Annotated in this window: 21 protein-coding genes and 2 pseudogenes; 5 read left to right on the plus strand and 18 right to left on the minus strand. The window is 62.5% G+C overall.

The features are described from left to right. Positions 1-8: 8 nt before the first annotated feature. A pseudogene (locus CP958_RS26880) lies at positions 9-194 on the plus strand (IS5/IS1182 family transposase); the annotation flags it as partial. Here the strand turns inward: CP958_RS26880 and CP958_RS05805 are convergent. Beyond that, positions 186-550, minus strand: a pseudogene (locus tag CP958_RS05805) (IS5 family transposase); the annotation flags it as partial. The pseudogenes CP958_RS26880 and CP958_RS05805 sit on opposite strands and share 9 nt — an antisense overlap. Positions 551-673: 123 nt before the next feature. Here CP958_RS05805 and CP958_RS05810 point away from each other — a divergent pair. Continuing rightward, positions 674-1261 (plus strand): hypothetical protein, encoded by a 588-nt coding sequence (locus CP958_RS05810; RefSeq protein WP_096701045.1) that lies wholly within the window; start codon positions 674-676, stop codon positions 1259-1261. Here CP958_RS05810 and CP958_RS05815 read toward each other — a convergent pair. From CP958_RS05815 to CP958_RS05835, 5 genes are all read right to left on the minus strand, one after another. Then, positions 1258-2463, minus strand: coding sequence for a GIY-YIG nuclease family protein (locus CP958_RS05815; protein WP_096701046.1), 1206 nt, complete (start codon positions 2461-2463; stop codon positions 1258-1260). The two genes, CP958_RS05810 and CP958_RS05815, sit on opposite strands and share 4 nt — an antisense overlap. Further along, positions 2456-4501: a DEAD/DEAH box helicase gene (locus CP958_RS05820; RefSeq protein WP_170958847.1), complete on the minus strand. Its 2046-nt coding sequence runs from the start codon at positions 4499-4501 to the stop codon at positions 2456-2458. The genes CP958_RS05815 and CP958_RS05820 overlap by 8 nt, the downstream gene beginning before the upstream one ends. A 1-nt stretch (position 4502) precedes the next feature. Beyond that, positions 4503-5363 (minus strand): hypothetical protein, encoded by an 861-nt coding sequence (locus CP958_RS05825; RefSeq protein WP_096701048.1) that lies wholly within the window; start codon positions 5361-5363, stop codon positions 4503-4505. Then, positions 5360-8113, minus strand: a complete 2754-nt coding sequence (locus CP958_RS05830) for a DNA methyltransferase (RefSeq protein WP_096701049.1) — start codon at positions 8111-8113, stop codon at positions 5360-5362. The genes CP958_RS05825 and CP958_RS05830 overlap by 4 nt, the downstream gene beginning before the upstream one ends. Before the next feature lie 521 nt (positions 8114-8634). After that, positions 8635-9249 carry a plasmid pRiA4b ORF-3 family protein gene (locus CP958_RS05835; protein ID WP_096701050.1) on the minus strand — a complete coding sequence of 205 codons (615 nt, stop codon included), beginning with the start codon at positions 9247-9249 and terminating at the stop codon, positions 8635-8637. Positions 9250-9879: 630 nt separating this feature from the next. Between CP958_RS05835 and CP958_RS05845 the strand changes: the two genes are divergently transcribed. From CP958_RS05845 to CP958_RS05855, 3 genes are read left to right on the plus strand one after another with little or no spacing between them, the layout of a single operon-like run. Beyond that, complete coding sequence (locus CP958_RS05845; RefSeq protein ID WP_197706356.1) at positions 9880-10137, plus strand: hypothetical protein; 258 nt, start codon at positions 9880-9882, stop codon at positions 10135-10137. Beyond that, positions 10121-11311 (plus strand): XRE family transcriptional regulator, encoded by a 1191-nt coding sequence (locus CP958_RS05850; protein ID WP_096701235.1) that lies wholly within the window; start codon positions 10121-10123, stop codon positions 11309-11311. Before CP958_RS05845 ends, CP958_RS05850 begins: the two co-directional genes overlap by 17 nt. Continuing rightward, positions 11286-11936: a DNA-binding protein gene (locus tag CP958_RS05855; protein WP_197706357.1), complete on the plus strand. Its 651-nt coding sequence runs from the start codon at positions 11286-11288 to the stop codon at positions 11934-11936. The genes CP958_RS05850 and CP958_RS05855 overlap by 26 nt, the downstream gene beginning before the upstream one ends. 205 nt (positions 11937-12141) lie before the next feature. Here the strand turns inward: CP958_RS05855 and CP958_RS05860 are convergent, their stop codons facing one another. The 12 genes from CP958_RS05860 to CP958_RS05915 all read right to left on the minus strand — a co-directional run bounded on the left by CP958_RS05860 (position 12142) and on the right by CP958_RS05915 (position 22290). Further along, complete coding sequence (locus CP958_RS05860; RefSeq protein WP_170958848.1) at positions 12142-12450, minus strand: DUF736 domain-containing protein; 309 nt, start codon at positions 12448-12450, stop codon at positions 12142-12144. 3 nt (positions 12451-12453) lie between these two features. Next, positions 12454-12735: a DUF2274 domain-containing protein gene (locus CP958_RS05865; RefSeq protein ID WP_096701053.1), complete on the minus strand. Its 282-nt coding sequence runs from the start codon at positions 12733-12735 to the stop codon at positions 12454-12456. A 12-nt stretch (positions 12736-12747) separates the two neighbouring features. Further along, positions 12748-13914, minus strand: coding sequence for a TrbI/VirB10 family protein (locus CP958_RS05870; protein WP_096701054.1), 1167 nt, complete (start codon positions 13912-13914; stop codon positions 12748-12750). After that, positions 13911-14888 (minus strand): P-type conjugative transfer protein TrbG, encoded by a 978-nt coding sequence (gene trbG, locus CP958_RS05875; protein ID WP_096701055.1) that lies wholly within the window; start codon positions 14886-14888, stop codon positions 13911-13913. Before trbG ends, CP958_RS05870 begins: the two co-directional genes overlap by 4 nt. Further along, complete coding sequence (gene trbF, locus CP958_RS05880) at positions 14885-15592, minus strand: conjugal transfer protein TrbF (protein ID WP_096701056.1); 708 nt, start codon at positions 15590-15592, stop codon at positions 14885-14887. Before trbF ends, trbG begins: the two co-directional genes overlap by 4 nt. Beyond that, the gene (gene trbL, locus CP958_RS05885; protein WP_096701057.1) at positions 15589-16950 is read right to left on the minus strand and encodes a P-type conjugative transfer protein TrbL; all 1362 of its coding nucleotides are present in this window, start codon (positions 16948-16950) and stop codon (positions 15589-15591) included. The genes trbF and trbL overlap by 4 nt, the downstream gene beginning before the upstream one ends. A 12-nt stretch (positions 16951-16962) precedes the next feature. Next, on the minus strand, positions 16963-17697 hold the full coding sequence (gene trbJ, locus CP958_RS05890; RefSeq protein WP_096701058.1) for a P-type conjugative transfer protein TrbJ: 735 nt from the start codon (positions 17695-17697) through the stop codon (positions 16963-16965). 107 nt (positions 17698-17804) lie between these two features. Beyond that, positions 17805-20231 (minus strand): conjugal transfer protein TrbE, encoded by a 2427-nt coding sequence (gene trbE, locus CP958_RS05895; protein WP_096701059.1) that lies wholly within the window; start codon positions 20229-20231, stop codon positions 17805-17807. After that, positions 20225-20485 carry a VirB3 family type IV secretion system protein gene (locus CP958_RS05900; RefSeq protein ID WP_096701060.1) on the minus strand — a complete coding sequence of 87 codons (261 nt, stop codon included), beginning with the start codon at positions 20483-20485 and terminating at the stop codon, positions 20225-20227. The genes trbE and CP958_RS05900 overlap by 7 nt, the downstream gene beginning before the upstream one ends. Beyond that, a complete protein-coding gene (locus CP958_RS05905; protein ID WP_096701061.1) occupies positions 20485-20778 on the minus strand; it encodes a TrbC/VirB2 family protein in 294 nt (97 codons plus the stop codon). The genes CP958_RS05900 and CP958_RS05905 overlap by 1 nt, the downstream gene beginning before the upstream one ends. A 10-nt stretch (positions 20779-20788) precedes the next feature. Continuing rightward, positions 20789-21886, minus strand: coding sequence for a P-type conjugative transfer ATPase TrbB (gene trbB, locus CP958_RS05910; RefSeq protein ID WP_096701062.1), 1098 nt, complete (start codon positions 21884-21886; stop codon positions 20789-20791). Continuing rightward, a complete protein-coding gene (locus CP958_RS05915) occupies positions 21883-22290 on the minus strand; it encodes a ribbon-helix-helix protein, CopG family (RefSeq protein WP_170958849.1) in 408 nt (135 codons plus the stop codon). Before CP958_RS05915 ends, trbB begins: the two co-directional genes overlap by 4 nt. Positions 22291-22300: the final 10 nt, after the last annotated feature.

The following is a 22300-nucleotide window of genomic DNA, read 5'->3' on the forward strand; positions in this document are numbered from 1 at the left end:
GACCCTGAAAACCCCGTTCTTCGGCGCCCTGGTGGATTATGCCGAGGAGGGAAACCAGTTGTGGACCTGTCCCGGCCACAATGGCGGCGGGCGTCTGGGACCGGCTTCTGGAGGAAATCTCCAAGGCTTACGATGGCGACATCATCATGATCGACTCGACCTGTGTCCGCGTTCACCAACACGGGGCCACGGGAACGTCCCATGCTGCCATCGTCGAGAGCCCCTTTTTTCCCGTGGCCCCGTGTTGGTGAACGCGGACACAGGTCGAGTCGATCATGATGATGTCGCCATCGTAAGCCTTGGAGATTTCCTCCAGAAGCCGGTCCCAGACGCCCGCCTTGCGCCAGCGGACGAACCGGTTGTAGCAGGTGGTCGATGGGCCGTAGCGCTCGGGAACTTCCGCCCAAGGCGAGCCCGTGCGGAACCGCCACAGGATACCGTTCAGGACCCGACGGTCATCAACCCGAGGCACGCCGCGAGGCTTGTTCGGAAGCAAGGGCTCGATGATCGACCATTCGTGATCCGTCAACTCGTACCGCCGCCGTGCCATCAATGCCCTCCGTGCCAGAGGGAATCGTTGAATCACGACGCGCGACGAAGGGGAAGCCTGTTTATGAGTTTACGGCCTAACCCACTGCCCTTCTACGGAGCAATCCCTGATGAACTGAGAGCCGTGACACTGAACTATACGGCGTTTCTTCAGCAAAAGCTCGGAACGGCCAACAGTGTCTACTTTCATGGTGGTCTTGCGGATTACGTCCGCATGGATACGCGGGATTTACTGCCGGTTGACAGGCCGCTTGAATGCGATCCGGAGACATTCATCCGTAAGATCGTCATGGCCAGCACCGACTTCAAATCGGATGACATTGCCCAGCAACGTCATGTTATTCCTGCCTTGGTTCCGCCGCTTCGCCTAAAACCCATTTTATCCCATCGTTACATTGAGCTTTGGGCTAAGGCATCCAAGTGGGTGAGCGAGGCCGCTCACATTGTGGTCGTGGGCTACTCGTTCAACAGTGCCGATGAGCACTTCAATGACATCCTGCGCAACCATTCGGATCGTAGAATCGATATCATCGCCCCAGAGGCCGCCACGCCAGCCTTTCGGGATCGGATGGAAAAAGTATTCCGGACATCAGCCGATCAATATACTCCTATCCAGATCAATGGGCTCGATGGCTTTCAGGCCAAGAAGATTCGCTTAATTGGCGCAAAGGCCACTGATGTCGATATCGCGGAGCTGTTCGCGAAAACCTAACCCCCTTCGTGAGCCACCAGCTTGGCGCGGCTGGGGTCATAGGTGAAATTGGCAATCGTTCCGTCCCGTATCCGGTCAACCGCTTCATCAATGGCGAAGCGGGGGACCAGAAACCATTCCTTGGGCGAAACCGGGTGGCCGAAACGATCCGTGATTTCGATTTTCAGCCGGGCCGGTTCAAAGAACCGATGGATCAGGTGTTCCAGCCTGGAGCGGTTGATGTTGCAGAGCTTGTAGGTGGCAACCACCTCGACCTCGGCCAACAAATAGGTGGGGTCAAGCTTGGCATTGGCGACCCGTTGTTCGACGCTGCCCCCGGTCACGCCGATCTTGTGCAATACCTCCCGATGCGAGGCGACCACGGGATGGTCCGACTTGCTGCGCAGAACATAAATCGTGCCACTTTCCGTATCGCCTTCCGCCTGCACGTTGTCGAATAACGGGCCAGCGGATGGCTCAGAGATTCTTCGGCCTGCATCGTCCTTGTAAAGTGCGCGTTGGAGCGAACGTAATAAGAGATCGCTTTCCGTGCCGTTGGAATAGATCACCCGAAGCCGAGCATCCGTTTCGCCATTGGGCGCTTTGATTGGCTTGCCAATTTCGGCGACATAAGCGGTCTGGCCTCCCAATACAAAGAACTGACCGGCCTGGATGTCCGCCTTCAGAAAGCCCGCGTCTTTGACGAATGGCCGGGTCTGCCGAATGCCCGCATCCAGTTCCTTTTGGACCTGAACGAACAGCGCCTTGAAACGGTCAAAATCATCGCATTTGGTGCGATTGGCGATTTCTTCGGCGGCGCGTTTTTCGGCCACCGAGCGGACGTGACGCAGATTACTTAAATCGTCTTCGCCACCGGCCTCAACACCAAGCGCTGCCAACAAAGCATCGTCATCCATGGCTTTGGCGGCCCCTGCGTCGGCAGCACCGTCACTGCTCAGCAATTCCTGCCGATCCATTGGCAGCAGCAAGGCGCGGCATTCTTCCTGTTCGCGCAGGCGGTCCAGGCGCACGGCATACATTCGTTCAAAGATGTCGTTTCCCTCGCCATGACGGGGGGCACGGCCATGCTGTTCGTAGAATCGCTGGATATCCTCGAAACCGGCGATGATGCGTTCCTCGCGGGCCGTGCGCGAGCCTTTGCGCTCAGGCTCGATCTCAACCCCCAATTCGGCCAACAACTCCAGATCGGATTGTTCAACCATTCTTGGCCTCGGCAGCCTTGCGCTGAAGGAAGGCGACGCCCTCGGCCATGCGCTTTTCCCAGGCGTCGGCCGAGGTCAGTGACGGCAGACGCCCTCGTTCCTTCTTGAAGGTCAGGGCACGGTTCGCCAGTTCCCGGGCTTCTTCCAAGGTCAGCGAAACGCGTTTGGCGCCAATGATGGCCTCAACCTGCTTCAGGCTGTCCTCGCTCATGGTCTTGGCCAGAATGGCGCGGGCCTCGCCGAACGGGTTGATGCGGTCGATCATGTCGATGTCCAGTTCACGCACATCGACGGCGAATTTACGGACGCCGTCGATCAGGGCGGTATTCGAGCTGGCGCGCAGTTCCTCATTCTCCACCACCAGCGCCTTGGCCTGCTGGGTCAGATTCAGGGCGGCGATGGCGTGCTGGCGCACCGCTTCCTGGTCTTCGGCATCCAGTTCGGGATAGCGGTCCTTGATGATCTTGCCCATGCGGACGACGGTCAAATCCTCGGGCACCGTTTCCGGGTCGAACAGGCCGCGCTCCAGCGCTGTCTTGTCCTGAACAAAAGCGGTGATGACCTCGTTCAGATCTTCCTGGCAGATACGGGCGGCTTCCTTGCTTTTTGGTGCGTTCAGTCCCTTGATCTCGATCTGGAACTGCGCCGTTTCCTCGTTGAAGCCGACGTTGCAGCGTTTGGGGTCATAGCCCCCCTCGCCATAGTCGAAGCCTTCCTGCGGGCCGCTTTGCGATGCCTTGGGGACAAAGGTGTAGCGCGGCGCCAGCACCTGTTCCATCAGCAGGCTGGCGGCGATGGCCTTCAGGGTGTCGTTGACGGCCTCGTTCACCGCCTCGTCGGCGGCGTCGGGCTGGGCGATCAGATTGGTGAAACGCGCGCGGGTCTTGCCCTTGGCGTCGCGGGTGGCGCGGCCGATAATCTGCACGATCTCGGTCAGGCTGGAGCGATAGCCGACGGTCAGGGCATGTTCGCACCAGATCCAGTCGAACCCTTCCTTGGCCATGCCCAGCGCGATGATGATGTCCACATGGTCGCGGTTGTTCTTGTGGGCCGGGTCTTTCAAGGAAGAAATCACCCGGTCGCGCTTGGCCGAATCGTCATCGACCAGATCGGCCACCTTCAGCAGCCGCCCGTCGGGCGCCTTGATCAATTGAAAGCCGGTGACGGGGTCGATTCCCTGCCAATCGCCCAGGCCAAACAGGATATGCTCCACCTCGCGGATTTTGTCCTTCAGGCTTTCGCGGGAATTGACGCTGGGGATGTGGACGATGGTTTTCAGAACCGGGTCCAGCACCTTCATGATGTGGTCGGTATAGGAATCGGTATAGAAAAAATAGCCGATATCCAGCGCCTTCAGATATTCATAGCCGTTCAATTGTTCGTAATAGGTATAGGTGACGGTCTCGAACCGAGCCTCGTCGGTGGGCGCCAGCACCGGCACACCATCGCCGCGAAAGAACGAGCCGGTCATGGCGACCAGATGCACCTTGTCCCGCGCAATGAACTGGCCGATCTGGGCGCCCAGCTTGTTGTCCTCGCCGGCGCTGACATGGTGGAATTCATCCACCGCGATCAGGCGGTCGTCGAAGGCCTCGATGCCAAAGCGTTCGACGGCAAAGCGGAAGGTGGCGTGCGGGCAGACCAGCACGCGGTCGTCGCTGTCCAGAAACGCCCGCACAGAATTGACCTTGCCGCCATCCTCGCCAGGCGCGTTGCACAAATTCCATTTGGGAACCACGGACCAATCGGCCCAAAAGCCGTATTGGGACAAGGGCTCGTCATTGAAGCTGGAGCCGATGGATTTTTCCGGCACGGTGATGATCACCTGCTTCAGACCCTGGTTGTGCAGCTTGTCGAGCGCGATGAACATCAGCGCCCGGCTCTTGCCCGAGGCCGGCGGCGACTTGATCAGCAGATATTGCTCGCCCCGTCGGTCATAGGCGCGTTCCTGCATGGGCCGCATGCCCAGTTCATTGGCCTTGGCCGACTTGCCGGTTTGGGCATAGTTGACCGAGACGGAGGGGACGTGCACGCTCATCTTAGTCATTCTTTCTATTGTCGAATCTGCGCAAGAAAAGGCGGGCGGTTACCAGTGTGATCTGAAGCCGAAAGGTCGCATCGTCCTCTTCGGAAAGCCCCGGATGACCTCCATGAGGATGCATCCTGCTCATGAGACCTTGGACGTATTGAGGCTTCTGATTGTTTGGATTCCACTCATTATATTCTTCCAGCAAGAAAGGGGGCTGGAGCTTCCCAAGAAAGTCACGCTTGGCCTTGCCGTCACCCGAGGCAGCGCATCCCATAGAATCCGCCATTTCGTTCAAATAGTTCTCGAAAAAATTCCGAAGCTCGCCGTTTGCAGAAGACCATTCCCCCCTCTCAAATGCTGACAGGGCTTGTTTCAAGTGCCCCATTGCAACACGGAGATCGTGTCTATCCAACAGCGCGAACACTTCGCTCTCGGCTTCACGAAAATCCAGGCCGGGAATGTCGTCGGGCAGCATCCGTACAAGATGCGGCCTTACTATGGCGCCTTCTCCAAGGGTGGGCCAATTGGCCCAGGCTTCATCTTTCGCCATATCAACACGCTCGTAACCGTCGAAACGAAGCCCAGCGATGAGTTTTTTCCATGCATCGCTCCGCTGACTTTTCTGCGGCGCCAGAATTGCGGCTTCGACGATGGCGCGGCTGAGCGGCGCACGACCGTTCTCGGTCATTACGTCAAAGTCTTCTTCGATAGCAATTCGCGCCCAATCCGCAACTCGCGCAGATTTGCTTGAGGAAGCACACCGCCCCTGTATTCCCCATTGGACCTCAAACACCCCCATATCATCGTGGGACTTGAAGTCGGCAACCACTTCGGCAGCCGCAACGACCGTCATGCGATTGAACCCGCTCATGACGCCCCCTTCTTCCCCTTAGCCTTCTTCGCACCACCCTGGGCGGCGACCATCTTGCTGTACATGTCGAACAGCTTTTCCAGCCGTTCCGTGTCGTTCTTGAAGCGGCGCCCGATATAGATGCGTTCCAGCACCTCGTCATTGCGGTCATGGACGGCACGCAGATCCTCGGGCATCTTTTCCGGGTCGTACAGATCGGCGATGGTGGCCGGGAAATGGGCTTCGCGGATCAGCAAGATGTCCTCGGCGCAGCGGGTCAGGTCTTCCTTGTTCTTCCCGGTCAGCGGCGGGATGGGGAAGGTGTTGTACACGACAGTATTGCCATACCTTGTTCCGTTCCCGAGCCGTCCAGCTATGGTGTCCGCCCATATACGATGTAAGGTAGACATAACAATCGCAAATGCATCGAGCGGCGCACCATAAATAACAAATGCATTATGATTAGAGACGTATCCAGCCGGTTTTAGGTCTGCTGGAACGAATGGGAGCGCATTTCCGATAGTATTCCCGACGTGGATAAAGTCACGATGCTCAAACGTTGAATAGCAAAATGCATGTGGTCGGCGCGCAGCTTTTTTGGCATCTCGGCCAGCACCTTCACGGTATTTTTTGCATTTCTCAATTACATCGCGAAGCGCCGCTATCTTTTCTGCATCAGGCAAGTCAGTGTCATCAATCCAAACGCACCAGCGGTGAGCGCCAGACAATAGTTCCTGCGTGCCGCCGTACTTCCGTATGTAATGCTGTGTCTCTGGCGCATCATTTATTAGTTTTTCAACATCGCCACGCTCCAATATAAGTCTTTTACCATCAACAGCATTGCTCCCCATTTTCATGATGGGGAGATCGCTGATAGGATCATCTGCGGGGAAACAATAAACATTTGGCCCAGGAGTTAAATACGGCGATATATTGTCGCACACCTGCACTGTGTCATCAGAATAAATTTTCTTTCCTCTCCTTGCAGAGGCTTCTAGGCCGACGATAGTGCACCAAACCCCTGCATTGTCCGCCGCAGAATTCGACCACTTGAATGGCCTGTACGCAAATACGATCTCAGCTTTCTCAAAAATTATGGGCCATAGCAGTGATACTTGCTCGCCTTGGTTAATTGAACTTGTAGATACTAGAGCCATGCCACAATTTGTTTTCTGTATAACGCTCAGCCCTTTTACAATAAATGCAGATACATAATCCAATAGCTGCAGATTACCCAATCCCGCCGCAACCATGTCCTCTGTTTGCAGTGTCGATTTCTTTTTGGCACCCAGGTATGGCGGATTTCCGCAAATATACGTCTCGCCCCCTTCATTTTCGAAATCGATCTGAGCCTGCTCCAGCGGCGTGTGGAACAGATCATCGGCGGCCAGTTTCACTCCGGTACCAACGGGCGGGCAGATGCTCAGCCAATCCAGGCGCAAGGCGTTGCCGCAGATGATCCAGTTCTGGGCATCCAGCGGCAGGAACTCGGCCAGGGCCAGTTTCTGACCGCGATACAGCACGTCGCATTGGTATTCGGCGATGATCAGGGCCAGGCGGGCGATCTCGGCGGGGAATTCGCGCAGTTCAATGCCGCGAAAATTGGTTAGTGGAATGTCGGATGCGCGGTCGGACTCACCGCGACGGCGATTGATCTCGGCCTCGATCTCCCGCATCTGCTTATAAGCGATGACCAGGAAATTGCCCGATCCGCACGCCGGGTCGAAGACCCGAATTCTGGACAGGCGCTTACGCAGGTTCAGCAGGGTGCGCGGGTTGTCGCCAGCCTCGTCCAGCTTGGCCCGCAGATCGTCCAGGAACAGCGGGTTCAGCACCTTCAAAATGTTGGGCACGCTGGTGTAATGCATGCCCAGCGCGCCGCGTTCCTCGTCATCGGCCACCGCCTGGATCATGGACCCGAAGATGTCGGGGTTGATCTGCTGCCAATCCAGGCCACCGATATGGATCAGATAGGATCGGGCGACGCGGCTGAATTTCGGCACATCGGTACTGCCGGAGAATAGGCCGCCGTTGACGTAGGGGAACACCCCGGCCCAGCGCGGTAGATTGGCGGCGGGGCGGTCATTGAAATGGGTGTTCATAGCGCGGAAGACTTCGCTCATCACCTCGTGGGTGTTGGACGAATCGCGTGCGCTCATCTGGTCGATGGTGGCGGTGAACAGGCCGGTGCCGTTGAAGATGTCGGTATCTTCGGCAAAGAAGCAAAAGATCAGCCGCGCCATGAAATGGTTCATATCCGACCGGCGCTCGGCGGTGGCCCAGTCAGGATTGTCCTTCAGCAATTCCACATACAGCCGGTTCAAGCGGCTGGTGGCGCGGATGTCGAAAGCGTTCTCGCGGATTTGCTTGACGGTGGTGATGCCGGCCAGCGGCAGGAAAAAGCCGAAATGATTGGGGAAGTCGGCATAGGCGCAGGCCACCGTCTCGCCGGAGTTCAAATCCTCGGCCTGGAAATCGTCGCCATCGGTGGCCAGGACGAACTTGATCTTGCCCTTGGCGGTGGCCGGGCTGGCCCGCAACGCCGCCAAGGTCTCGGACACCGCTCCGGAGGCGGCTACCGCCATGTGGATATGGTTGCGCTGACAGATGGCGCCGGTCACATCGGACAGGTTGGACGCCCCGGCCCGCAGCTTCTTGATGGTGGCGTCCTTGTTGCCGAAGGCCTGCAAGAAGGCGAAGGGGAACTCCGCCGGATCAAAGGGCTGATCGGCCAGGGCGGATATTGCTTGCTCGATTTCGACGGCGTTCACGGACGGCGCTCGCTCTCTTTGTGTACTGTGCGTGAAAGTCTTGCGACTGGCAGGCGCAAAAGCGAAACGCATGGTAGCCGCTCGGAGAAGGCTTTTCCAGATCGCCCCATGTGAGCCTACTTTGGCTGCACGCCTTTCACGGCCATTCTGACCACTGAATAGCACCACCTTGCAGCACGTTGCAAAATCGCCGTGCCGCCCCGGTGCCACCCCAAGCCGAAGCACCATCCTCGGCCCAGAAATGGAAAGCCCCCGAAAGGCGTTACCTTTCAGGGGCTTAAAGTGGTGCCCAGGGGCGGAATCGCTCAGGCCATGCCATCACATTGTTTTACAATGGTTTTCCCTAGAAATTCACTCTCGTACATACCAACAAAAATACCAACCGGCGGCTAAAATAGGCAGGTTCGATTCCCACTTAACGTCGTAAATACGACTATATTCCACTTACGACCGCCTTGGCCGACTCAGATTTCCCCTCTAAACGGCCACGCACGCCCCCACATAAGCCCAGAGCCAGAAGATCAATCGTCAAATCCCCATCCCCGCTCCCGGTATAAGGCGCAGACGAGTTGGATGAGCGCATTGGCCTGGGTAATGTTGAAGGACTCCGCCTCGAACCCGAGAGCCCATTCCCGCATGGCTAGATGTTCCGGATGCCGTGGGTCGGCCACGGCGTCCAGAAATTCCGGATAGCTGTAAGCCCCGCCGCAATCCTCAGGAGGACACGCTCTTTCTCCGCCGACGCAGAACGGTAAATAGCGTTCAGGAACGGGCGTGACGTCGGCTTCGATGGTGACTCGATGTCGCCAACCATCTCCGAAATCGTACACGTAGAAGAACTCGGTGGCTTTGCCGAGAACCGTCTTCAGTTTGTGCCTCCGCTCATCTTCGCACCCCTCCTCCGATCTCGGTTGATCGTCTTCCGGAACCTCGAAGCGCCGCTCCCCGATCTCGAACATATGCAGATGATAATCGCGCCAGCCCATCGCTCCCTGGATGATTGCATGCAGTTCCAGCAGCGTCAGTGAGTCGGGCACGATAATGCGGCGCCAGATGGGCGGCTGGATGTCGAGAAGCTCGATTTTTAACTGGAACGTCCCGTTCTTACTCCGTGAGGATTTTTTCCGAGCGACCATGTCGGTCTTATCCCTCTGTCTGCTTGACTGACAGCGAGTATGCACAGCGCGTGAAAAAGAGCCTTACTTTTCGACGCGCTCAACAGCGCGACGGTTCACCACCAACTTGCTGAATCTGCCGAATGGCCAGTCTGGGCCAGGGCACTGAGCCCTATGGGGCCTACCACCGTTCAAGCCGACATAAGGGCGCCTTTCGAATTTCTCCGTCACCCAGCCGCGGCAAATATCTCCCGTCTTACCTTCCATCCTCCTGCTCCTTCAGGAGCGAGGCTGAGGCAGTTGCGATTATCCCGACCGCATGTCAGATATTTTAATAGATATTTTGACTTTGTCTGATTTTGGCATTACATTGCCGACATGGGAGGTTGCCATGACCGATGGACCGTTCAGAAACTCAGAGCTGAGTAGCCGTTGGAAGCGATACGGCAAGGATTTGGTCAGCGACGCCACGAGTTCGGAAGAGCGCACCGCACAGGCTTGCCACAGCATGCTCGGTGATGTGGACATGAAGGTAGCCTGTACGCTGCAGGCGTCGAAGAGAGGCCCGACACCTATGTGGTTGCGGACTTAAGCGCTCCGGACGTAAACGAAGCTTTGTCGGTCATCTCTCAGAGGGCCGACCGAGACGTCATGGTCGAGTATGGCAGCGTCGGTATGCGCCATCTGCAACACCTAGCAGATATGGCGAACCTACCTGACAATAAATTTCGAGTATATGTCTCGGAAATCGCGGCAGCGACGGGTGCAACCCACCAAGAGACCCTAAAGAACTTGAGGATGCTTTTGAGAACACATGCGGAAGAATGGGGGGTATTTCTATCCGCTCAAGGAAAGGAAAGTTTTTTGAAGAACTGGATGGATGGAGGGCGCTATGGCCGATTTGAATGAGCTGAGCGCACAGGAGATTGGCCGGCGCCTACGATTGGCACGGGAGAATGCAGGAATCCGCCAGGATGACGCAGCTCTAGTCATCGGCATGTCGCGCCCGACCCTGGTTTCCATTGAGAAGGGCGTGCGCCGTGTGCGCATTCAAGAGATTCAGATGCTTGCACACTACTATGGCGTGTCAGTGAACGCCCTCCTCCGCCGCGAAGCCGTCCATACGGATTTGATGCCCCGCTTCCGCAAATTGAAGGAAACGGAGGACACGCACACGACAGAAGCCATTCGGTTGCTCAACGACCTGATCAAGGCCGATGTTGAGATGGAAAACATGCTCGGCATCGAGCGACGACGAAACTATCCGCCGGAACGCGGCATCAACGAGGGTGACGTGCTAGCCCTCGCCGAAAGGCATGCCAAGGAGCTACGTGACTGGCTGGGTCTTGGCCCTGGGCCAATTGCTGACATTTTCTCGGTCATCGAACTGGGGCTTGGTATCCGATTGTACCAGCGCCGCCTCTCGTCCGCTTCGAAGGTTGCGGGACTATTCACCTTTGACGAAGCCGTCGGCGCCTGCATTTTTCTGAATGCCAATCATCCGCTGCCACGTCGAATCCAGTCGGCCGCACACGAACTCGGCCATTTCTATGGCACCCGCCACAGCCCGGAAGTGCTCGAAGAGGATGAAAAATTCCTGTCACGCGATGAACGCTACGCCAATGCCTTTGGTCGTGCATTCCTGACGTCCACCGAAAGCTTCTCGGAGAGCTTCCGTCAATTGAAGGAAATCACGGGTAAAACGACCCGACGCCTAATCATTCTCCTATCCCAACAATACAACATCTCGCGCCAAGCCTGCGGTCTTCGATTGGAGGAATTGGGCCTTGTTAAAAAAGGCACTTGGGCGTGGTTTGAAAACAATGGCGGAATCACCGAGGAGCATGTTCGAGAGGTTCTCGGCGAAATGACGTACCGCATTGATCCAGTCAAAAGCGATGCGGACCGCTCCGTCTCCCATCGTATGAGCTTGATGGCTCATGCCGCCTGGAAGCGTGAACTCATGTCGGAAGGCCAGTTGGCTGACCTACTAAAAGTGGGCCGGGTGGAACTGCGTGGTATCATCGACCAGATCGAGCTTGAGGAAAGAGAGACGGATGAGTTGCTCAAGCTCCCTGACTGATAACCTGCGACCGCTGGTTCTCGACACGAGTGTTTTGATCAACCTCCACGCCTGCACCTACGGCGAACGAATTCTCACGGCCATCCCCAACGATATTATTGTACCAAAAATCGTCGCTGAAGAATTGGGGCACGAAACGAGCCTCCGAAATGGCGAGCAGGGCTTCCTGCACCGCCTCATAGCCACTGGAACTGTGGCGCTCACCACTTTGACCGACGAGGAATACGATATATTTCATCAACTCACATCCTGCTCCCCCTCCCTCGACGACGGCGAAGCCGCGACAATTGCCATTGCGGCAATGCGACACATCTTCCCCGTCATCGATGAAAGGAGGGGACGCGCCCGCGCGAGTGCCCTTATGGAAACGCGCGAGCCGAGTTGGTCCCTAGATATTCTCCGTCATCCTTTAGTCACCTCTGTCCTCGGCGATCAAACCGCCATCGAAGCGCTCTATCTCGCCCTCCGCGATGGTCGAATGCGAATTCCATCGGATAGTGCAGAACACGTCATTGGACTTATCGGCATGGAGCGTTCTATCGATTGCACATGCCTTCCCAATTATCGAGAACGGTTTGGTGCTGAACATAATAAATCTGCCCACCATGAGGTATCAGTACCATAAAAATTTGAACATCCGCATCATTGCCTCGACGTTAACACATTGCCGCGGCTCGATACTTTCGCCCAAATCTTGCGGAGCGAGATCACAGCCTGCGCCCTCGTCGTCTGAACTAAAGATGGAAACGCCAAAGCATTCTACAAATCATACGGGTTCCGGCGCTTGGTCCTGCCCGTAACTGCAATCGCCGAACAGCCTTCCTGGCGGCTCACTTCCGGCTCCACACCAGTTGCGCCTGATCCCCCTCCTCCGACGGGAACAGCGCCGCGCTGATGGGTTCGGGCAGGCCGGGGTCGTCCAGCCTGATCCGGAGATAGTCCTTGGGGGGCTCGCCGGCCGAGCGGGCTTCCCAGGCATCGCCGATGCGGGACAGGCCGGCAAAGACCCGGAAGGCCGGCGCGGTCTCGGTCTCGCGGTTGTCGTTGGGGACCAGGCGGAGCTTGGCATTGAGGGTTAGGGTGCGGATGGTTCCGGTCCAGCCGCCATCCTTGGCGAGGGTGAAGGTGCCGATGATCATGATCTATTCCTCCGAGACAGGGGTAATGGACGGCTTGGGCCCGCGGGCGCGGCGGGATTCCGGCGCGGGCACGGCGATCCCTTCCTTGCGCAACCGGGCGAAGTCGCGGTCGCTGGCGAGGAAGGCGTCGAGCATGAAGGGGATCAACTCGGCGATGCTCTCAGTGCGGCCATAGGCCTGGCGGTAGGCCTCGGCATAGGCGGCGAGGTCGCGGTTGAGGTCGGGACCGACCGTGAGGACGATGCGGACCGGGGTGCGGTCGGGCAGTTTGGCAAGCTTCAGCATGGCGATCTCCTTTCAGCCCCGGTAGGGGCGCAGGATCAGATCCTGGTGGACGATGACGCGGAGCGGCCAGCCGGGACGGATGGTCAGGGTCGGCTGGATGGCGAGGGTCTTCTCGGTGAGGCGCTGGCCGGCCTGGTTGACGCTCTGCTGGGTGGACTGGCGGATGGCGCGCAGAAGGCCGCTCTCGCCGGAGCCGAGGCTGAGCTCGGTGCCGATTCCCAGCAGGGTGGAGAGCACCACTCCCTTCAACAGCGCCCCGGTGTGGTAATCGACGCCATCCTCCAGCCCGGCGAGGCCGGCGGCATCGCTGGCGGGCAGATTATCGACCTGGATCGAGGTTCCGTCGGGCATGACGATGCGCCGCCACACCACCAATGCCCGGGATTGGCCGAAGGCGACCACGCTGTCATAGCCGCCGATCAGCCTTGCGCCTTGCGGGATCAGCAGGATCTTGCCGGTGACGCTGTCGTAGACGTTCTCGGTAATCTGGGCCACCACCAGACCCGGCAGGTCGGAATTCAGCCCGGTGATCAGGCTGGCGGCGATGACGCTGCCGGCCATCACCTGCCAGGGCGAGACCGGGATTTGCAGGGCGTGGGGATTGGTGATGCCGGTCTCCGGCTTCTGGTTCACGAAGTCGAGCTTGCGCTGCTGGCCGTTGGGGTCACGCTCGGGATCGAGGGCGAGACGCGGCGTCTCGGGCGCCGCGCTCCCCGGCCCCATGGCGACGGCGGTCGCGGCCGGCGGCCGGGCGACGATGGGGAAGAACACCCCGGCCTCACGGGCCTTCAGCGCTTGGCTGGCCAGACGCTGGCGCTCGGCCTCCGCCGCGTGATCGGTCAAGGGAGCCAGACCCAGCTGGCGCTGCCGCTCCAGGATCGGCCGGCCGAGATCGCCGGGCAGAGGTGGCCCCAATTGCGGCGGGGCGGGCTTGATCTGGCCGTAGCTGCCGGGCAGGCCGGCCAGGCCGTCGGGCGTGGCTTTGCGCCCGGTGCTGTAGAGCTCCTCCACCGGTTGGCCCAGGCGCAGGCCCGGGCCCCGGAGCGCCAGCCCCACCACGGTGAGGATCGCCGCCGAACCGACGGCGGCGATGCCGATCAGCAGGCCGCGCTTGAAGCGAATCGGCCGGCGGGGCGGCGCCTTCAGCACCAGGGAATCGGGATCGGATTTCCCGGTCATGGCCGGTCGCCATCGGTGCGGGTGATGCGCACCACCTGCTGGGGATCGGCCCCCAGGCGCAGTTCGGCGGCGGCGAACAGGCGGTCAACGATGTAGTAATTGCGCCGCAGCCGGTAATTGACCAACTCGCTGCCGCCACCGGCCCCCACCACGAACAAGGGCGGCGCCTCGCCCTGGTCGAGACGGGCGGGGAATTCGATATAGACCTTGGTCCCGTCGTCGAAGGCCCGCAGCGGCCGCCAGGCCGGGCTGTCGCCGGCAATGGCGTAGCGGAACCGCAGGCTCTCCAGCGCCACCCCGGCGGCGATGGGGGCGGACGCCTCGGCCTGCTCGGTCCGGTGCCGGAGCATCAGCATCTGGTCCTGGGGATAGGTCCAGGACAGCGCCGCCATGCTGGTGGCCTCCGTGCTGAGCAGCGACAGGTGATAGGAGCGGCGGTCGGTGGTGATCACCAGATTGGTCTTGAGGCCGGGGGCGAAGGGCTTGACCAGCACATGCACCCGCCTGGATTCGGCGGCGCCGCTGGTGGTGTCGCCGATCACCCAGCGCACGGTGTCGCCGGCCGAGACGGCGGTGAGTTGCTCGCCCGGCTGCAGGAGGATGTCGCTGACCTGTTCCGGCGCGGCGTAGAGGCGGTAAAGGGCGCCCTCCAGGAAGGGATAGACCTGGATGGCGTTGATGGAGCCATGCGCGGTGGGCTCCTGGGTCGCCGCCTTGTTGGCGGCGGCGACGCGGGCGATGGGCGGGCGCCTATCCGGTTTCACCGTGGCGGGCTGCGGCTGGAACTGGCTCGGCAATGGCAGCGGGATGGGAACCTCCACCGCCGCCACCGGCCTGGACGGCTCCGGTGCGGCGGCGGCCAGCCGGAAATCGGCGGCGTCATAGGCGATGACCGGCGGCGGCACTTTCCCGGCGCAAGCGGCCGGCACCAGGGCGGACAGGGACAGGATCAGGATGGAACGGAACCGCGTCATGGCGTTCTCCCTTCCGGACGGGGATCGAGGTCGCGCGACCAGGCGATGGCGTTGACGTAGAGGCCGAGCGGATTCTTCCGCAGCACCTCGGCGCTGCGCGGCGGCTGGGTGATGATCGACAGGATGGCGGTCCAGCGGGAGGTCTCGACCAGGCTGCCGCGCTCATAGACCTGCTCGCTCCATTTGACCTGGAACGAGGTATCGGAGGCCCGCACCACGCTGGTCACCTGCACCGCCACGCTGCGGGTGCCGATTACGCGGAACGGATCATTGGCCTTGGCGTAATCGTTGAGGAAGATCGCCGCCTTGTCGGTGGCGAAATCATAGGCCTCCAGCCAGTTCTGCCGCACCAGCACCGGATCGGTGGAAAGCGAGCGGATGTCGGCGACGAAGCGGGCCAGATGCCAGGCGATCTGGGCATCGCTGGGCTGGTAGTCCTGGAGGGCAGGCGCGACGGCGCGGGCCTCGCCCAGCTTGTCCACCTCGACCACATAGGGGGTGACCCGGCTCTGAGTCGATTGCCGGATCAATCCCCCGGCAAGCGCCATGGCCAGGATCAGGCAGCCGAAGGCCATCAGCCGCCAATTCTTCGCCTGGACCCGGGCCGAACCGATGCGCTCGTCCCACAGCTGTGCCGCCTTCTGGTAGGGCGTCACCGGCTCGGGAGTCTGGCCATAGCGCTGGAGAGGACGTCGGAAGATCATGCCCTGTCCTCCCGGCTGGAGAGATCGGGATGGGCGGCGGCACCGGGGCGGTCGCCCTCCTTGATCGCCTGGGCGGTAGCATGGCGGTGGGCGCGGAGCGCCTGTTCGGAGCGCAGCCGTTGCGCCCAGGCGGGGGCGGAATCGGCCGGCCGGAACGATACCGACGAGGCGGCGGCCAGAGCCATACCGGAGGTCGGGGTGCCGCCGGTAGCCCGCCATGCCGCTTCGCGTCCGGCCTGGGCACGCTGCGACAGCGAGTCCCCGGCACGGCCGGCCAAGGTCTCCGCCTTCCGCGCCATGGCGCTCGCCCCGGCCCGGGCGACACCGCCCATACCGGCGGCCATTCCGGCCACGCCGCCGGCGCCGGAGGTCGCCTGGCCGAGCTGGTAGGCGGAAGCGGTCGCCGCGCCCAGGGTGGTGCCGGCGCGGATGGCGGCCAGGCCGACCGAGCCGGCGCCGCCGAGGGCGCGTATCCCACCGGCGGTGGCACCGCCGGTCAGCAAGGCCGCGCCCGCCATCGGCACCTTGGGCCCGATGGCGGCCCCCGCCCCCAGCTGCGGCGCGCCGGAAACCAGACCGGCGGCGAGGCCGGGACCGAAGATGCCGAGGCCGAACAGGGCCAGCGCGGCCAGCACCAGCGCCATGGCCTGATTGATGCTGGGCTCCTGCCCTTTCAGCGCCGACACCAACGGGTCGAACACGCTCGAGCCGATGCCGACGATCACCGCCAGCACCATCACCTTGATGCCCGAGGCGATGACGTTGCCCAGCACCCGCTCGGCCAGGAAGGCGGTCTTGGTCCACAGGGCGAAGGGCACCAGCACGAAGCCGGCCAGGGCGGTGAGTTTGAACTCCAGGATGGTGATGAACAGCTGAACGCTGAGAATGAAGAAGGCGAGGATGACGATGAGCCAGGCGATCAGCAGCACGACGATGGTCAGGAAATTGTCGAAGAAGCTGGCGAAGCCCAGCAACTGCCCGGCCTGATGCAGCAGCGGCCACGCCGCCTGGAAGCCGGTCCCGGCCAGCTTGCCCGGCCTCAGCAGATCCTCCACCGACAGGCCGGTGGCGCTGGCTTGCAATCCCAGCCGGGCGAAGGAGCGGAAGACGATGTCGGCGAGGCCGGCGAAATTGCCGAGGATGAAGGCGAACACCCCGACATACAGCACCTTGCGGAGCAGCCGGGCGACGATGTCGGAGCCCTCGTCCAGCGACCAGAACAGCCCGGCCAGGGTGATGTCGATGCCGATCAGGATGGTGGTCAGCGTCGCCACCTCGCCCGACAGCAGCCCGAAGCCGCCGTCGATGACGCGGCTGAAGCTGGCCATGAAGCTGTCGATGACATTGAGGTCGTTCATGATTCTGCGGCCCTATCGCGCCGTATAGGCGGTGCCCGAGCCCAGGAACTGGGCCGTCGCCGCCTGCCCCGCCGCCTGTCCCTGCGCCTGACGCGCCCGGTCGAGCGCCTCGGCCCGGTATTGCGCCTCCATCAGGGTCTGGGTCTGCATCTGCTGCTTGATCGACAGGGCGATCAGCTGGTTGGCCGCCTGTTGCGCCTGCAAACTGCCCACCGCCCCCTGGCTGGCGGTCACCAGACCGGCGAGGGTGGCGGCGTCGGCCTGGACGTTCTCGTCCACCTGGGCCTGGACCAGCATGGTCTGGCGATAGGCGCTCATGGCGCTCTGCCAGCGGGTCCGCGCCTCGGCCACCGCCTGATCGGTGGTCATCGCCGCGTCATAGGAGGAGGGAAACTGCCGCCGGAACGCTGCGTCGGTGGCGCCGATGGTGAAGGCGATGCCCTCGGCCTGGTTCATCAGCCCGTTGACCCGCGCCAGCGCCGCGTTCATCTCGCCCAAGGACGACACGTCCAGCGAACGGAGATTCCGGGTCATGGTCTCCAGCATCGCCGCCTCGTTCTGCAGCGACCGAATCTGGTTGTCGATCTGCTCCAGCGCCCGCGCCGCCTGCAGCATGTTCTCGGCAAAGTTCGAGGCATCGAACACCGCCCATTGGGCAGCGGCGGGGGAGCCGAGCAGAGAAAATGCCATTCCGGCAATGAACAGGAGCTTCGCTGCGGGCTGCCGCCCGCACCCGCTTGGGAGCATAGCTCCCAAACCCACCGTCTTTTTATTCATCATGGGAATGGCGGATCCGGGAGGCCCTGCCTCCCGGCCGGGGCGCGGGGCGGGAGCCCCGCCGGACATCCAGCGGATCATGGCATCACCTCCATGGAGAAATCCCCCAACAGCTCCGCCGCCCAATCCAGCCCCTTGGCCCCGAGGAAGGTGGCGGCGAAGGGGGCGGAGCCGGGCTCGGCCCGCAACCGGTCGATCAGGGCCTGATCGTCGGGCGAAGACGCACCGCACAGGGCCAGGGCGACGGGGCCGAGACCCAGTTCGAACAGCCGGTTGCCGCGCCGGGATTGCAGGTAGTAATGACGCTTGGGAGTAGCCTGGGCGATCAGCTCGATCTGGCGGGCATTGAGGCCGAAACGCTCATAGGCGGCGCGGGCCTGCGGTTCGATGGCGCGGTCGTTGGGCAGGAAGATGCGCTGCGGGCAGGACTCGACGATGGCGGGCGCGATGGAACTGCTGGCGATATCGGCCAGCGACTGGGTGGCGAACACCACCGCGACATTCTTCTTGCGCAGCACCTTCAGCCATTCGCGGATGCGGGCGGCGAACAGCGGGTTGTCGAGAAACACCCAGGCCTCGTCGAGGATCAGCAGGGTCGGCCGCCCGTCGAAGCTTTCCTCCAGCCGGTGGAACAGATAGGTCAGCACCGGCGCCACCACCCCGGCCTGATGCATCAGTTCCTCGGTCTCGAAGCACTGGATGTCGGCCAACGCCAGAGTGTTCTCGGCGGCATCGAGCAGGCGGCCGAACGGCCCTTCCAGGGTGTAAGGCATCAGCGCCGATTTCAGCGCGTTGGACTGCACCAGCACGGCGAGGCCGGTCAGGGTGCGCTCCTCCGGCGGCGCCGAGGCCAGGCTGGTCAGCGCCGACCACAACGCCTCCTTGACCTCGGGGGTGACGGTCACCTTCTCGTGGGCTAGCAGCTCCGCCAGCCATGCCGCCGCCCAGGACCGCTCCGCCGGTTCATGGATACGGCGCAGCGGCTGAAAGGCCAGCGAACCGCCCGCCCCCAGGGCATGGTGGATTCCGCCCATGGCGAGCACGGCGGCGCGGGCCGAATTGCCCTTGTCGAACAGGGTCACCCGAGCCCCGGCATAGCGGCGGAACTGCAACGCCAGCAGGGCCAGCAACACCGATTTGCCGGCACCGGTGGGGCCGACGATCAGCAGATGGCCGACATCGCCCACATGGGTGGAGAGGCGGAACGGGGTCGAGCCGGAGGTCTCGGCCACCAGCAGCGGTGGCCCGTCGAGATGGCGGTTGCGGGCCGGCCCCGCCCAGACCGAGGACAGCGGCATCAGATGGGCCAGATTGAGGGTATGGACCAGCGGCTGGCGGATATTGGCGTAGACATGGCCGGGCAGGCTGCCCAGCCAGGCCTCCACCGCGTTGACGCTTTCGCGGATGCAGGTGAAGCCGAGGCCGTTGACGATGCGCTCGACGGCGCGGACCTTGTCCTCGACGGTCTGGCGGTCCTCGTCCGACACGGTGATGGTGGCGGTGAGATGGCCGTAGGCGACATGGTCGCCGCCCAGCGCCTGCAACGCCAGATCGGCATCGGCCACCTTGTTGTCGGCGTCGGAATCGAGCAGTTGCGCCGGTTCGTTATAGAGCACCTCCCGCAGCAGGGCGGCGATCGACTTGCGCTTGGCGAACCAATGCCGCCGCAGCCGGGTCAGTTCCCGGATCGCCTGGGTCTTGTCGAGGCAGATGAAGCGGCTGACCCAGCGATAGGCGAAATCCTGGTGGTTGAGAGCGTCGAGCAGTCCCGGCCGGGTCAGATTGGGAAAGCCCAGGATGGTGAGCGTGCGCAGATGACGCCCGCCCAGCATGGGCTCCAGCCCGCCGGTCAGCGGGCTGTCCACCAGCAGGCCATCGAGATAGAACGGCGTCTCGGGCACCGCCACCGCATGGCGCCTGGTCGAGATGGTGCCGTGCAGATAGGTCAGGGTTTCCCCGTCGTCCAGCCCCCGCACCTCCGGCATGAAGCCGGCCAGCAGGTCCCGCACCCGGTCGGTCTCCACCACGAACCCCGCCAGCTCCCGCCGCCAGTCCCGCCCCTTCCCGTCCCGGCCGGTCTCCACCAGCGCGCTCTCGGCGCGGGCGATTTGATCGGCCGGCGGCAGGAAGAGCAGGGTCAGATGGGTCCGGCTCTCGAAATGATGGCCGGTGCGGCCCTCGAAGGCGGCCCGGCGCTCCTGATCCACCAGCCAGGAGGCGGCATCGGCGAAACGGGACTGGGGATAGCCCAGCGCCTCGGCCCGCTCCGCCTCGAAGAACAGGGCCCAGCCGGAACCGAAGCGCTTCAGCGCGTTGTTGGCCCGGGCGCAGGCGCCCACCAGCTCGGCCTCGGTGGCGCTGTCGAGATCGGGACCGCGAAAGCGCAGCGTCCGCTGGAAGCTGCCATCCTTGTCGAGCACCACCCCCGGCGCCACCAGCGCCGCCCAGGGCAGATGGTCGGCCAGCCGGTCGGCGCGGGGCCGGTATTCGCCGAAATTCAGCATGCCAGCCCCCCCTTCTGGCGCAGATGGCGGATCAGCACGGCCCAGAAGTCGGGATCGCGCTTGGCGGCGAACACCGCCAGGGTATGCCCGGCCAGCCACAGCCCCAATCCGGCGATCCACATCTGCAGGCCGAGCCCGATGGCCGCCGCCAGCGTGCCGTTAACGATGGCCACCGTGCGCGGCGCCCCGCCCAGCAGGATCGGTTCGGTCAGCGACCGGTGCAGCGGAACCTCGAAGCCGTCGATGGCGGCCATCACACCAGCGCTCCGCCGCCGAACGAGAAGAACGACAGGAAGAAGCTCGACGCCGCGAAGGCGATGGACAGGCCGAACACGATCTGGATCAACCGGCGGAAACCGCCCGAGGTTTCGCCGAAGGCCAAAGTCAGGCCGGTGGTGATGATGATGATCACCGCGATGATCTTGGCCACCGGTCCCTGCACCGATTCGAGAATCTGCTGCAGCGGGGTTTCCCACGGCATGCCGGAACCGGCGGCCAAAGCGGGGGTGGTGAGCAGCAGGGTGGCGATGGTCAGCAGCGCGCGCATGGCGATCTCCTTAAGCCTTCGGCTTGGGCGGGCTGCTGCCCGCGCCGGCCTGGGGCGGGGCCCCAGACCCCATTGATGAACAAGCGAGGGGTTCGGGCAGTGCCTCCCCGAGCGGGTCCGGGCGGCAGCCCGATGGCAAAGCCATCTCGCCGATGGCGTAATCGCCATTGCCGTCCAGCCCGCCGACCGCGGCGATGGTCTCGATCCGCCGGCCGGCGCCGCGCCCGGCGATGAACACCACCAGGTCGATGGCCTCGGCGATCAGCCGGCGCGGCACGGTGACCACGGCTTCCTGGCAGAGCTGTTCGATGCGGGTGAAGGCGGCACGGGCGGAATTGGCATGCACGGTGGCGATGCCGCCGGGATGGCCGGTGTTCCACGCCTTCAGCATGTCGAGCGCTTCCGGCCCCCGCACCTCGCCGATGATGATGCGGTCGGGCCGCAGCCGCAGCGTCGAGCGCACCAGATCGGCCAGCGACACCACCCCCGGCCGGGTGCGCAGGGCGACGCAATCGGGAGCCGCGCATTGCAGCTCCCGGGTATCCTCGAGGATGATCACCCGCTCATCGAGACCGGCCATTTCGGCCAGCAGGGCATTGGCCAAAGTGGTCTTGCCCGAGGAGGTGCCGCCCGCCACCAGGATGTTGCGACGATCACGCACCGCCGCCGTCAAGGCCTCCGCCTGGAACGGCGTCATGATGCGATCGGCGACATAGTCGGCCAGGGTGTAGATCCGTGCCGCCGGCTTGCGGATGGCGAAGCACGGCGCCGCCGCCACCGGCGGCAGCAGGCCTTCGAAGCGCTCGCCGGCCAATCCCTCCCCGCGCGACGGCAGTTCGGCGCTGACGATGGGATTACCGGCATGGATTTCAGCCCGCACATGCGAGGCGACCAACCGGATGATCCGCTCCACTTCCGCCGGGGCCAGCCTTTCGCCGGTATCCACCCGGCCCAGGCCGAGTCGGTCGAGACGCAGGCTGCCGTCGGGATTGACCATCACCTCGATCACGGCGGGATCGGCCAGGGCGGCACCGATCGCCGCCCCCAAGGCGGTGCGCAGCATGGCATGGCGGCGGCTTTCGGCTTCGGGATGGAGAAGCCCGCTCATGACGGATTCTCCCCATGGCGGTCGAGCGTCCTGCCGCCCCCGGCCATCTGCCGTCCGACCTGATCGATGAAGGCCTGGAAGCGGTCGCGGCCCACCGCGCGGGCGGCGGCGTCGGGCTCGGGCAAGGGCGCCGTCACCGTCAACTGGTAGCGCACCAGCAGCGCCAGGCTTTCCAGCAGCACCTGGCCGTCGCGCTCGATGCGCTCCAGCTGAGCGCCGATCCGGTTGAGGCGCAGGCCGAAGCGGTCGTCCAGTTCGTGGGCGCCCCGGCGGTTGAGCCAGGCCGTCACCGCATCGGCCAGGATCGCCGATTTTGAGGCGCCCGGCCTGGCCGCCAGCGCCTCCAGCCGGGCGCTGAGATCGGCATCGAGGAACAGCTGATGGCGGATCTTGGCGCGGATCATCTCGGCCTCC

This window comes from Magnetospirillum sp. 15-1 (assembly GCF_900184795.1).
GTDB lineage: Bacteria > Pseudomonadota > Alphaproteobacteria > Rhodospirillales > Magnetospirillaceae > Phaeospirillum.